The organism is Mangrovibacter phragmitis (assembly GCF_001655675.1).
GTDB lineage: Bacteria > Pseudomonadota > Gammaproteobacteria > Enterobacterales > Enterobacteriaceae > Mangrovibacter > Mangrovibacter phragmitis.
On the sequence record NZ_LYRP01000001.1, the window covers coordinates 436,252 to 449,147 of the forward strand.

A 12,896-nucleotide genomic window follows, 5' to 3' on the forward strand; every position below is an offset into this window, starting at 1 on the left:
AAAACATTGTGGCACTCTGTGGGATTGTTTAAGAGTTATCGAGGAAAAAAGATGACGATTGTACGCCTGAATGCTGAGGACCGCTGGTCTGACGCCATCATCAATAATGGAACGATGTATTTTACCGTAGTCCCGGAAATTGAAGGGACCGATGCACAGCAGCAAGTTGAAAACTGCCTTCTGCAAATTGAGGCTATGCTGCAGGAACGCGGGGGTGATAAAACCCGCCTGCTTGATGTTACCGTATTCCTTGCAGATAAAAACGATTTTGCCGCACTTAACCGCGCGTGGGACGCCTGGGTAGTGCACGGCAAAGCGCCGGTACGCACAACCGTTCAGGCTCTACTGATGAAGCCAGACTGGAAAGTAGAAATTAAAGTTGTTGCTGCGATTTAAATCAGACCCTTCACAGGGCCTGTTACCGGGCCCTGTCAGCTTTGCGGTTCGTCATCGTCTTCAAAACGAACCGGAATTGCTTCACCAGTAAACGTTTCACGTATTTCTTTCGCGACCAGAGCAATAGCCTCGCCACTACTCATGCCCTGAGCCATTAAGGACTGAATACGTTCAACAGCCTTTTGTTGCTCTTCATGGCTTAACGCGGGTAAACCTGCAAACATAATCAACTCCTGATAAATTAACGGCTGATTATTTCATGCTACCCGGTACAAAGCCAGATAACATGAATGCTGTTATTCTATTAATATTGTACTGAAGACGATTACCATGCCTGCTAAGTTGCACCAACTGACTCTCCCCTGGCACGCAGATGCCATTACCCACTATTTTGCAAAGCTGAGCAATAAAACCTGGGCAATGTTGCTCCATTCCGGGAATGCTGATCACCCATACAGCCGGTTCGATATTTTGGTTGCAGACCCTTGTGCCACTCTGGTAAGCCGACATGGTTTATCTGAGTGTTATGATGGGCAGAACACGACTTCACTTCATGGCGACCCACTGGCACACCTGGATACGCTCCTTGAGCGTTTTCCGTTTACTCCCAATGTGGACGAATCACTTCCTTTCCAGGGCGGTGCGTTGGGCCTGTTTGGATATGACCTTGGTCGCCAGTATGAGCGGTTGCCTTCGCATGCACAGGCTGATTTACACACACCTGACATTGCTGTCGGCATTTATGACTGGGCACTGATTGCCGACCACCAGCATCAGGCGCTCACACTCATCAGTTGGCAGGATGTCAACGCACGCCTCGCCTGGCTTGAATCTCAGAAGCCAGACAACCCAGTTCCTTTTAAGTTGACCTCGGCCTGGCAGTCAAACATGACACAAGCTGAGTACCGCCAAAAGTTCAACCAGATTCAGCACTGGTTGCACAGTGGCGACTGCTATCAGGTTAACCTTGCACAGCGTTTTTCCGCACGTTACCAGGGTGACGAGTGGCAGGCGTATCTGGCGCTGACTGAAGCGAACCGGGCTCCATTCAGTGCCTTCTTACGCCTGCCCGGCAGTACTATACTCAGTGTTTCACCTGAGCGGTTTATTTACCTGTATGACAAACACATTCAGACGCGCCCCATTAAAGGAACGCTACCGCGCCTGCCAGACCCGGAGGCTGACAAGCGCCAGGCAGAGCGGCTGTTGGCTTCCACCAAAGATCAGGCAGAAAACTTGATGATTGTCGATTTGATGCGTAATGATATTGGTCGTGTGGCTGTTACAGGGTCTGTACGTGTTCCCGAACTCTTTGTTGTTGAGCCTTTTCCGGCGGTACACCATCTTGTTAGTACAGTAACTGCCCGTTTACCTGATGATAAACGGGCATGTGATCTCCTGCGCGCCTGCTTTCCTGGTGGTTCTATCACTGGTGCGCCGAAAATCCGGGCTATGGAAATTATTGAAAGCCTGGAGCCTCAGCGGAGGAACGCATGGTGCGGCAGTATTGGCTACCTGAGTTTTTGTGGCTCGATGGATACCAGTATCACCATTCGCACACTGACTGCCGAGCAAGGTTATCTGTACTGCAGTGCCGGTGGGGGTATTGTGGCTGACAGTGAAGCAGACGCGGAATATCAGGAAACATTTGATAAAGTCAGCCGTATTCTTGGCGTATTAACGGAGTAACTGATGCACTTCAATGAGTTATCCATGGAGATGTTTTTATCGCGCTTTCAGTTATTACAACCCGGCACTGGGGAAATGTCACGCAATGCTCGCCAGGCCGCAGTACTGGTGCCGGTGGTCCGCCGTCGACAACCGGGTTTATTGCTGACACGCCGCTCTCCCCGCCTGCGTAAACATGCAGGCCAGGTTGCCTTCCCCGGGGGAGCCGCCGACAGTACAGACCCATCTCTGGTAGCAACAGCATTACGCGAGGCCTGTGAAGAAGTCAGCATTCCTCCTGATGTGGTTGATATTATTGGCGTGCTCCCTGCAGTGGACAGTGTCACTGGTTTCAGTGTTACACCTGTTGTCGGCGTTATTCCTCCCGGTATTCATTACCACGCCAACCAGGATGAAGTCGCTGATGTGTTCGAAATGCCGCTGGCAGAAGCATTGCACCTGGCCCGCTATCACCCACTGGATGTTTACCGCCAAAACAACGCGCACCGGGTTTGGCTTTCCTGGTACCAGCACTATTTTGTCTGGGGAATGACCGCCGGGATTATCCGCCAGGTGGCGTTACAAATCGGCATGGACACCTGAATGAATGGCAAGGCAGAAATCCTACACTGGCAGGCTTTCCTATTAGCGAAATTGAGCGTATTCATTAGTTAAATTCATGTGAATAGTTTCCTACCGGTAGCGATAAACTTTTACACTTAGCCCAGTTTTCTGCCATATATCAGCGTTTATTCAGGAGTGAATTCGTGATTAGTGTCTTCGACATGTTTAAAGTGGGTATCGGCCCGTCCAGCTCTCATACTGTCGGCCCCATGAAAGCGGGGAAACAATTTGCCGATGACCTCGTCACGCTCGGGCTGATTGACCGGGTAAGCCGTATTGCGGTTGATGTCTATGGTTCCCTGTCATTGACTGGTAAAGGGCACCATACCGATATTGCCATTATTATGGGGCTGGCAGGCAATCAGCCGGATAACGTTGACATTGATTCCATACCTGCATTCATTCGCGACGTTGAAAATCGTGGAAGGCTCTTGATCGCTGGCGGTCAGGCTGAAGTGGATTTTCCAAAAGATGATGGCATGCGTTTTCATAGTGAGAACCTGCCTCTTCATGAAAATGGGATGCAAATTCATGCCTGGGACCAAACCTCGCTGATTTACAGTAAAACCTGGTACTCTATTGGTGGGGGTTTTATTGTTGATGAAGAACATTTTGGCCAGGCGGATGTCTCCCCTGTCACCGTTCCCTATCCATTTGATTCAGCCAAATCACTGCTCACCCACTGTAAAGAAACCGGGTTATCGCTGTCTGGTTTAGTGCTTAAAAATGAGCTGTCTTTGCATTCACGCAAAGATATTGATGACTATTTTGATGTTATCTGGCACACCATGCGTGCCTGTATTGACCGGGGCATGAATACCGAGGGTGTGTTGCCGGGCCCATTGCGTGTTCCCCGCCGGGCATCCGCACTGCGTCGCTTACTGATGTCCAGTGGTAAACTGTCCAATGACCCAATGAATGTTATTGACTGGGTCAATATGTTTGCACTGGCTGTGAACGAAGAAAATGCCGCTGGCGGACGTGTGGTGACAGCCCCGACAAATGGCGCCTGCGGTATTGTTCCCGCAGTATTGAGTTACTACGACCATTTCATTGAATCGGTAAGTCCGGATATCGCAATCCGTTACTTCCTGGCTGCCGGTGCAATTGGCACATTGTTCAAAATGAATGCTTCTATTTCTGGCGCAGAAGTCGGTTGCCAGGGTGAAGTGGGTGTTGCCTGTTCTATGGCTGCTGCGGGTCTGGCTGAATTATTGGGTGGCAGCCCTGAGCAAGTTTGTGTTGCCGCAGAAATAGGAATGGAACATAACCTTGGGCTGACTTGTGACCCGGTGGCAGGCCAGGTGCAGGTGCCCTGTATTGAACGTAACGCTATCGCGGCAGTTAAAGCTATCAATGCCGCGCGCATGGCTCTGCGTCGCACTTCCGAACCCCGCGTTTCACTGGATAAAGTTATCGAGACAATGTACGAAACCGGCAAAGATATGAATGCTAAATACCGGGAAACATCCCGTGGTGGGTTGGCAATCAAAGTTCAGTGCGACTGACTGCCCATACACCTTCTTTTCAGCCAGCCGGCTCACGATACAGCACGGCTGGCAACCTTAGCCTTATAATAATAAGAACAAATCCTGGATATTTTTTTAACCCTGTAACTATTTCCACTACACTAAAATTATTCTGCATTACCATCAGGTTACTTAAGGCAAACGGCATGCTCAGCGCCCAACGGATGGTTCATCAGCATCAGCGTAAACGGATTATTCTCTGCCTGGTTCTCGGTTTTGTGGTAGTAGTGGCGACACTTTCTGTCTGCTTCTTCCTGAATAAGACAACGCATCAGGCTGCACGCCTCACCTTGCAACAACAGGCGCGCCACGCACTGGATACCACACTTACGCCATTAATGGCATTGCAACTGCCCGCTTCGCTTTTAACTGCCAGTTGCCAGGATGCCTCACTAAAATTACGCGAGTACGTTGTTGCCCGGCCCTCTTTGCGAGCCATCGCTCTGGTACATAATGGTGAGGTAACCTGCTCAAGTTTGTTTGGGGAGCGTCACGTTCCACTTAAAAGCCGGCAGCCCTGGTTCCCGTCTGTATCCAGGCATATCTGGCTTGAGCAGGACAGGCTATTACCACAACATGATCCCGTTCTGGCTATTTGGTTACCCACGTCAGCAGATGGGATGAGTGGCAGCCTGCAAGTGGTGAATGTAGGCTACCTGGCTGATTTACTCTGGGTCACACAATCAGATTCTGGCGCTAAACTTGCCATCGATGTTGGGGATACCTGGTTTATCCATGGTAAAGGGCTTAGCCAGAAACTGGCACCGCAGCCTGGCGAGTCCATATCCACTACACAGTTGTCTATCCCTGGCATTTCCATCTCACTAATTGGCCCGTCAATAACTCGTCTTGCCATCAGGGATCTGCCTTCTCAACTTCCTCTGGCATTATTGTGTTCACTGTTTGCAATGTGGGCAATTTTGATAACGACGACTAAACGACTGAGTTTCACCCGCGAGCTGCAAACCGGAATTGCAGCTAAAGAGTTTGAGATTTACTGCCAGCCATTATTTAACTCTGCAACGCTAAAATGTACTGGTGTTGAGATACTCTTACGCTGGGATAATCCCCGTCAGGGCCCAGTCTCACCAGAAACATTTATCCCTATTGCTGAAGAAATCGGCCAGGTTGCCAGCCTCACACGCTATGTGTTGTATGAAACGGCTATTCGTACTGACTGTTTTCCCGAAGAAGCTGATTTCCATATTGGTATAAATGTCGCTGCAAACCATTTTCAACGTGGCGAGATACTCGACGACATTAAGCAATACTGGAGTGCACAGAAGCCCGTGCAACAACTGGTGATGGAACTGACAGAGCGTGACAGGCTGGAAGATGAAGATATCCAGTATATATCAGCAATGAAAGCATTGAGCGTTAAACTTGCTATCGACGATTTCGGTACCGGACACAGCTCATTACAGCGTCTGGAAATGCTTAAACCGGATATTCTTAAGATTGATAAAAGCTTTGTTGCAGCCATCGGTTCAGATGCAGTAAACACGCCTGTTATTGATTTGATTATTGCGCTCGGGCATCGCCTGCATATTGATATGATTGCTGAAGGTATCGAAAATCATGAACAGGCAAAGTACTTGCGCGAACATGGAGTATCAACGCTGCAGGGTTTTCTTTATGGCGAGCCAATGCCCGTTGAGGAATTCAGTGACTGGCTGGCCCGGTATGAACAGGCCGGCCCGTCACCGGCAGGAGAGTAATGCCTTACCCGGACAGGCTGCCTGTCAGCATTGGGTCACGCGCAATGTGCACCTGCTCCACCCGGTACGCATTCACTTCAAGGATAGTAATCACCAGGCTGGCAATGTACAGCTTATCGCCAGCCTGCGGCATTTTGCCTTCGTTGGCAATAACCAGGCCAGCAACCGTCGCCACACCGTTCTCCTCAGTCAGGCGTTCTTCCAGGCCAAGGTAATTTTCCAGCGCATGTAAATCCGTACTGCCTTTCACCAGCCAGCCATTTTGGTCTGGCTGAATATCCAGGGTCTCATCCGCGTCCGGAAACTCGCCAGCAATGGCTTCCAACACATCCAGCGGCGTCACCAGCCCCTGGATAACACCAAACTCATTACTGACGATAACGAAACTCCCCCGGGCACGACGCAATATACCCAGCAAACTGATGGGATCCAGTGTTTCCGGCACTACTATACCCGGAGAAGAGGCTGCGACAGCGGCAATATCTTCACCTTTGTTTAGAGCTGCCAACAACGACTTCGCGGTTACTACACCAATAAGTTCATCCAGTTCACCGCGGCAAACAGGGAACAGACTGTGGGGCGATGACATCACCTGGTCACGCACATCATTCGCCCCACGCGTCGCATCCACCCAACTAATGTCATTGCGAGGCGTCATGATAGTGCGTAATGAGCGCGATGACAGACTCAGTACGCCATTAATCATATAACGTTCTTCGTCAACAAACAGTTCTTCCTGACGTTCGGGGGGTTCATGTTCTGCCACATTGCCAGATAGACGGCGTTTGCCCATCAGCCCCAGAATTGCGCGGGCAGTTCTGGCGCGTAAAGGTAGATGAGCATGCTGGCGCACCGCATTACGGTGTGCTATCTGGTTGAAACTCTCAATTAAGATAGAGAAGCCAATTGCTGCATATAAATAGCCTTTCGGGATATGAAAACCAAATCCTTCCGCCACCAGACTAAGGCCAATCATGAGCAAAAAACTCAGGCATAACACCACTACTGTCGGATGCGCGTTAACAAAAAGCGTCAGCCGACGTGATGCCAGTAACATGATGACCATTGCGATGACGACCGCCGCCATCATCACGGGTAGGTGATTAACCATACCCACGGCAGTAATTACCGCATCAAGCGAGAACACCGCATCCAGTACAACAATTTGCAGTACCACAGCACTAAAACTGGCATACCCTTTCCCGTGGCTGTCATCATGTGGGCGGTTTTCCAGCCGTTCGTGTAACTCAGTGGTTGCTTTGAACAGCAAGAACAGCCCTCCCACCAGCATTATCAGGTCCCGCCCAGAAAATGACCACGATGCCAGACTAAACAGTGGCGTGGTAAGTGTCACAACCCAGGAGATCAATGACAGCAATAACAGGCGCATCACAAGCGCAAGCGACAGGCCAATAACACGAGCCTTATCCCGTTGCGCCGGAGGTAATTTATTTGCCAGGATAGCTATAAACACTAAATTGTCGATACCCAGTACAATTTCAAGTACCACCAGTGTCAGCAATCCCACAATGACAGACGGATCCATTAACATTTCCATCAATGACTCCTGTAACCCGAGGCAGATAACAACGCTTTAGTGCTGGAGCATTTTTTTTGCGGCTCACCACCAGACTGGTGTGAGGTTGAATAAAGAACACCCGACTGGGCAGTTCGAGAGGTAAAGAAACGTCGGTGACGATCCATAAAGTAGGGCTTACCCTGCACTCCAAATGTAAAAAGGATGTTTATCCTAACAATAAATTATAACTATTGGTTAATTTTTACCTAAGCTTGCAATAAAACCCTCATTTTTCTGCAGGATAATTAACAATGCAATTGAAAATTAAGTTATCCGTAAATTAACGACCTGAGTCACATAATTTATTTTTTTACTATCTAAAATAAATCTCGCTGATGATTTCATTATTTAATCAATTCATAACGTTGAAATTTTGCATCCCCATAGTGTTTACAAGGGCGAACAGGAGGTAGCAAGTGACCATTGCTATTGTCATAGGCACACACGGTTGGGCAGCTGAGCAATTGCTCAAAACTGCCGAAATGTTGCTAGGCGAGCAAGAAAACGTTGGCTGGATCGATTTTGTTCCCGGTGAAAATGCGGAAACCATTATCGAAAAATACCAGGCTCAATTAGCAAAACTGGAAACTGGGAAAGGCGTCCTTTTTCTTGTGGATACCTGGGGTGGCAGCCCATTCAATGCTGCCAGCCGAATTGTTGTTGACAAAGAAAACCACGAGGTCATCGCCGGGGTTAACATCCCGATGCTGGTCGAAACGCTGATGGCGCGTGATGATAATCCTTCATTTGATGAACTGGTTAATATCGCGGTGGAAACAGGCCGGGAAGGCGTTAAGGCACTTAAAGCTCAGCCCGTAGCTAAACCCGCGAAACCAAAACCCGCTGCAGCACCGGCGAAACCCATGACAGACGCCGACTATATGGTTATTGGCCTGGCGCGTATTGATGACCGCCTGATTCACGGACAGGTTGCAACACGCTGGACGAAAGAGACCAACGTCAACCGTATTATTGTTGTTAGTGATGAAGTGGCTGCTGATACCGTCCGTAAAACGTTGCTCACCCAGGTAGCCCCGCCCGGGGTAACTGCCCATGTTGTGGACATTGCAAAAATGATCCGTGTCTACAATAACCCAAAATATGCCGGTGAACGTGTCATGTTGCTGTTCACTAACCCAACAGATGTTGAACGCATTGTTGAACAAGGGGTGAAAATCACAACCGTCAATATTGGGGGTATGGCTTATCGGCAAGGGAAAACTCAGGTAAACAACGCCGTCTCCGTTGATGAGAAGGATATTGAGGCATTCCGCAAACTAAATGCACGGGGTATTGAGCTGGAAGTACGTAAAGTCTCTAATGACCCGAAACTCAAGATGATGGAACTCATCAACAAAGTCGGTAAGGAATAATCACGCCCAGGGCCGTCCGCCTTGTGACGACGGTTTCGGTATTCAGTCTGTTTACGTTATAGGAGAAGTACAATGGAGATTACTACTCTTCAAATTGTGCTGGTGTTTGTTGTCGCTTGTATTGCCGGTATGGAATCCATACTGGATGAATTCCAGTTTCACCGGCCTCTTATCGCCTGTACCCTCATTGGGGCCGTACTGGGTGATATGAAAACCGGGATTATCATTGGTGGTACGCTGGAAATGATTGCCCTGGGGTGGATGAACATTGGTGCAGCAGTTGCGCCTGACGCAGCACTGGCATCAATTATTTCAACCATTCTGGTTATTGCTGGTCACCAAAGTATCGGTGCAGGTATTGCTCTGGCAATCCCTCTGGCTGCTGCAGGGCAGGTACTGACTATCATTGTTCGTACCATTACAGTGGGTTTCCAACATGCAGCAGACAGCGCGGCTGAAAAAGGTAACCTGAGCGCACTTTCCTGGATACACGTTTCAGCTTTACTGCTTCAGGCGATGCGTATCGCTATTCCGGCCGTTATCGTGGCTATTTCTGTCGGAACCAGTGAAGTTCAGCACATGCTCAACGCACTGCCAGAAGTTGTCACCAGTGGCCTTAATATTGCCGGTGGCATGATTGTTGTAGTTGGTTATGCGATGGTCATCAACATGATGCGTGCAGGTTATCTGATGCCGTTCTTCTATTTGGGGTTCGTCACCGCTGCATTCACCAATTTCAACCTTGTTGCACTGGGCGTAATTGGTGCTGTAATGGCAATTCTCTACATCCAGCTCAGCCCGAAATATAACCGCTCTGCGGCTGCACCTGCGCATACATCTGGCGCAAATGACCTTGATAACGAACTGGATTAATAGGTGAGCGATATGGTTGACATGACTAAAACGACTACTGAGAAAAAACTCACTCCAGGGGATATTCGTGGCGTATTCATTCGCTCCAATCTCTTCCAGGGGTCATGGAACTTTGAACGTATGCAGGCGCTCGGTTTCTGCTTTTCGATGGTGCCGGTGATTCGCCGCCTGTACCCAGAAAACAATGAGGCACGCCGCCAGGCAATCAAGCGACATCTGGAATTTTTTAACACCCATCCTTATGTTGCAGCACCGGTACTCGGCGTTACGCTGGCAATGGAAGAACAGCGTGCCAACGGTGCGGAAATCGACGATGCTGCGATTAACGGCATCAAAGTGGGTCTGATGGGACCACTGGCAGGTGTAGGTGACCCGATATTCTGGGGTACCGTTCGCCCGGTGTTTGCTGCACTCGGCGCCGGTATTGCTATGAGTGGTAGTCTGCTGGGGCCTGTACTGTTCTTTGTACTGTTTAACCTGGTACGCCTGCTTACCCGTTATTACGGTGTGGCTTATGGTTACCGCAAAGGTATTGATATTGTTAAAGATATGGGCGGCGGCTTCCTGCAGAAAATGACCGAGGGGGCGTCTATACTGGGTCTGTTTGTCATGGGTGCGCTAGTTAATAAATGGACCCATGTAAATATCCCCATGGTTGTGTCAAAGATAACCGACCAGACAGGTGCAGAGAAAGTTACGACGGTACAGAACATTCTTGACCAGCTAATGCCAGGCCTGGTGCCGCTACTGCTCACTTTTGCCTGTATGTGGTTGCTACGCCGTAAAGTTAACCCACTGTGGATTATTATTGGGTTCTTTGTAATTGGTATTGTTGGTTACGCTATTGGTCTGTTGGGCCTGTAACTGTAAGACACAAGGCCGGGGTGCGCCCCGGCCTGCATGCAGACAGGGATAACCTATGTCGTTTACGGATATCGTCATTCTGGTTTTAACGCTTGCCTTTTTCGCCTTTGCTCTTTACGACGAAATACTCATTAACCACCTCAAATCCCCCACTCTGCTCTCGATTCCTTTGCTACGCCGTAGCCGGGCTGACGGAATGATTTTTGTCATTCTGGTCGCCATCCTTATTGGAAACAACATCCATGCTCATGGCTCAACCTTTACCACATGGTTATTAAGTGCGCTGGCGCTGGTTGGTTTCTATATATTTTGGATAAGAACTCCCCGGATTCGGTTCAAAAAAGCAGGTTTCTTTTTTAGTGGGTTTTGGACTCCCTACTCGAAAATAACTGCGATGAATTTATCTGAAGATGGAGTACTGGTTTTTCAGTTAGGCGAACGCCAATTATTGATCTGCGTCAGAAATATAGACGATCTTGAAAAGATATATAAATTTATTGTTAATAATCAATAAATTATATATATAGCCTTGTCTATGTATTATACCGTAATGCATAACAAGGCTTATTTTTTATTCATATTCTGCTGCCGATTCAGTCAACTTCATTAATAGACTATTCTTATTTACTCACAATTGAAAATAGTTATCATTTTCAAGAAAATATCAATATTGTTTTACTCCCTAAAATTATGTTAAGGTGCGCGCATCATTGGGGAGTAGCTGATTTCCTTTATTGGGAATGTACGTGTCAACATACTCGTTTAAATAACGTGGCGCGTACGGGCTGTGATCAGCACAGTCAGGCGAGACCAAAGACAGTTATCGGCGCTGTTTACTGGGGGCGCTGTGCTGGTCTTTGTCAATTCCCCGGTCAGGATGCTTTATGAATCTTTCAGCAATGATTCTTCTCGCCCTTGGTATGTCAATGGACGCATTTGCGGCAGCAATTGGCAAAGGGGCAACTCTCCATAAACCCAAATTCAGCGAAGCGCTGCGTACCGGTATTATCTTTGGTTCTATAGAAACACTGACTCCCCTTATTGGTTGGGGATTAGGGCTGGTCGCGAGCCAATTTGTTCTCACCTGGAATCACTGGATTGCCTTCCTGCTATTGCTGTTTCTTGGTGTGCGCATGCTTATTGAAGGGATCCGTGGCGAAACCGATGATGACGCAGAGCCAATTGCACGCCATAGTTTTTGGCTTTTGGCTACCACCGCTGTGGCAACCAGCCTGGATGCAATGGCTGTGGGTGTGGGCCTGGCTTTTCTTAATGTCAACATCATCCACATGGCGCTGATGATTGGTTGCGCCACTCTGGTAATGTCCACACTGGGTATGATGGTTGGCCGCTTTATAGGCCCGCTACTGGGTAAACGGGCTGAAATCCTTGGTGGTCTGGTGCTGATTGGTATCGGGTGTGAAATTTTGTGGGCCCATTTTGCGGGTTAAACCACCTGCTTCCGTTGCCATACCTGAACCAGGAAATCTGCTTTACAGGTAAACGATGCTCTGTCAGCTAACTCAGCTTTGGTTTCTTCACTGGCATGCCAGGCAAATGGGGTCATCTGTAGCAGCGACCAGGCTTGCAGGCCAGTTAGCTGCAAATTTGTCTGTAATGGCAGTGATTCTGCCAGCCGGAACCCCGGCAACTGTTCGCTGTGTTCCGGATGCAAACGCACCTGCGGGTAAATCAGTGCCTTAAGTTCATACAAGTGTTTCGGGCCCGGTGTGGCGGTAATGACGACACCACCGGGTTTGACTACCCGCTGTAACTCCTTACTGTTACAGGGCGCGTAGATGCGCACCACTCCATCCAGGCTGTTCTCTTCAAATGGCAGGCGCTGGCTGGAGGCGACACAAAAGTGAACAGAATCATAACGTTTGGCAGCCATGCGAATAGCTACTTTTGATACATCAAGCCCGTAGCAACTGCCCTGCCGTTCGTTGACCCACTGCGCAAACTCACTGGTGTAATACCCTTCGCCACAGCCAATATCCAGCAAAGCGGGCGCGTTTTCTGGCAACCAGTGTGCCAGTCGACTGGTGATAAACGATCGCAATGGCTGATAATGCCCGCTGTCCAGAAATTCACGCCGGGCCTGTATCATTTCGGTGTTATCACCAGGGTCTTTTGACCGTTTGTGATGAACCGGTAATAAATTGATATACCCCTCACGCGCCAGATCAAAACGGTGGCCGGCACTGCATACCATACTTTTATTCTCGCTGTGTAGTTTCGTGTGGCACAGCGGACACAAATACAACATAAC

General features: G+C 49.0%; 13 protein-coding genes and 1 riboswitch. Of the genes, 10 read left to right on the plus strand and 3 right to left on the minus strand.

The genetic code is table 11. From position 1 onward, the window contains the following. The first annotated feature begins 51 nt into the window (after window positions 1-51). Window positions 52-396, plus strand: coding sequence for a RidA family protein (locus tag A9B99_RS01955; RefSeq protein WP_064594092.1), 345 nt, complete (start codon window positions 52-54; stop codon window positions 394-396). Window positions 397-431: 35 nt separating this feature from the next. On the opposite strand, the gene A9B99_RS01960 is transcribed toward A9B99_RS01955, so the two are convergent. Continuing rightward, window positions 432-620: a YoaH family protein gene (locus tag A9B99_RS01960; protein WP_064594094.1), complete on the minus strand. Its 189-nt coding sequence runs from the start codon at window positions 618-620 to the stop codon at window positions 432-434. Window positions 621-726: 106 nt separating this feature from the next. Here A9B99_RS01960 and pabB point away from each other — a divergent pair, with 106 nt between their 5' ends. The 4 genes from pabB to A9B99_RS01980 all read left to right on the plus strand — a co-directional run bounded on the left by pabB (window position 727) and on the right by A9B99_RS01980 (window position 5,935). Beyond that, entirely contained in the window at window positions 727-2,085 is a 1,359-nt protein-coding gene (pabB, locus tag A9B99_RS01965) for an aminodeoxychorismate synthase component 1 (RefSeq protein ID WP_064594096.1), read from the plus strand. A gap of 3 nt (window positions 2,086-2,088) precedes the next feature. Further along, window positions 2,089-2,667 (plus strand): CoA pyrophosphatase, encoded by a 579-nt coding sequence (locus tag A9B99_RS01970; protein ID WP_064594098.1) that lies wholly within the window; start codon window positions 2,089-2,091, stop codon window positions 2,665-2,667. Window positions 2,668-2,831: 164 nt separating this feature from the next. Further along, on the plus strand, window positions 2,832-4,196 hold the full coding sequence (sdaA, locus tag A9B99_RS01975) for an L-serine ammonia-lyase (protein WP_064594100.1): 1,365 nt from the start codon (window positions 2,832-2,834) through the stop codon (window positions 4,194-4,196). A gap of 167 nt (window positions 4,197-4,363) precedes the next feature. Beyond that, window positions 4,364-5,935, plus strand: coding sequence for an EAL domain-containing protein (locus A9B99_RS01980; protein ID WP_064594102.1), 1,572 nt, complete (start codon window positions 4,364-4,366; stop codon window positions 5,933-5,935). Window positions 5,936-5,939: 4 nt separating this feature from the next. Here A9B99_RS01980 and A9B99_RS01985 read toward each other — a convergent pair whose 3' ends face one another. Beyond that, window positions 5,940-7,493, minus strand: coding sequence for a TerC family protein (locus A9B99_RS01985; protein ID WP_064594104.1), 1,554 nt, complete (start codon window positions 7,491-7,493; stop codon window positions 5,940-5,942). A gap of 437 nt (window positions 7,494-7,930) precedes the next feature. On the opposite strand from A9B99_RS01985, the gene manX reads away from it, so the two are divergent. The 5 genes from manX (at window position 7,931) to mntP (ending at window position 12,075) form a co-directional block, all read left to right on the plus strand. Further along, window positions 7,931-8,887, plus strand: a complete 957-nt coding sequence (manX, locus tag A9B99_RS01990; protein ID WP_064594106.1) for a PTS mannose transporter subunit IIAB — start codon at window positions 7,931-7,933, stop codon at window positions 8,885-8,887. A gap of 72 nt (window positions 8,888-8,959) precedes the next feature. Beyond that, window positions 8,960-9,760: a PTS mannose/fructose/sorbose transporter subunit IIC gene (locus tag A9B99_RS01995; protein WP_064594110.1), complete on the plus strand. Its 801-nt coding sequence runs from the start codon at window positions 8,960-8,962 to the stop codon at window positions 9,758-9,760. Between the two features lie 12 nt (window positions 9,761-9,772). Next, a complete protein-coding gene (locus A9B99_RS02000) occupies window positions 9,773-10,624 on the plus strand; it encodes a PTS mannose transporter subunit IID (RefSeq protein ID WP_064595454.1) in 852 nt (283 codons plus the stop codon). A gap of 55 nt (window positions 10,625-10,679) precedes the next feature. Then, window positions 10,680-11,138 (plus strand): DUF986 family protein, encoded by a 459-nt coding sequence (locus A9B99_RS02005; protein WP_064594111.1) that lies wholly within the window; start codon window positions 10,680-10,682, stop codon window positions 11,136-11,138. A 186-nt stretch (window positions 11,139-11,324) separates the two neighbouring features. Continuing rightward, window positions 11,325-11,503, plus strand: a riboswitch (yybP-ykoY riboswitch). A 5-nt stretch (window positions 11,504-11,508) separates the two neighbouring features. Then, entirely contained in the window at window positions 11,509-12,075 is a 567-nt protein-coding gene (gene mntP / locus A9B99_RS02010) for a manganese efflux pump MntP (RefSeq protein ID WP_064594113.1), read from the plus strand. On the opposite strand, the gene rlmA is transcribed toward mntP, so the two are convergent. Further along, a complete protein-coding gene (gene rlmA, locus A9B99_RS02015; protein ID WP_064594115.1) occupies window positions 12,072-12,893 on the minus strand; it encodes a 23S rRNA (guanine(745)-N(1))-methyltransferase in 822 nt (273 codons plus the stop codon). The two genes, mntP and rlmA, sit on opposite strands and share 4 nt — an antisense overlap. Between the last annotated feature and the right edge of the window lie 3 nt (window positions 12,894-12,896).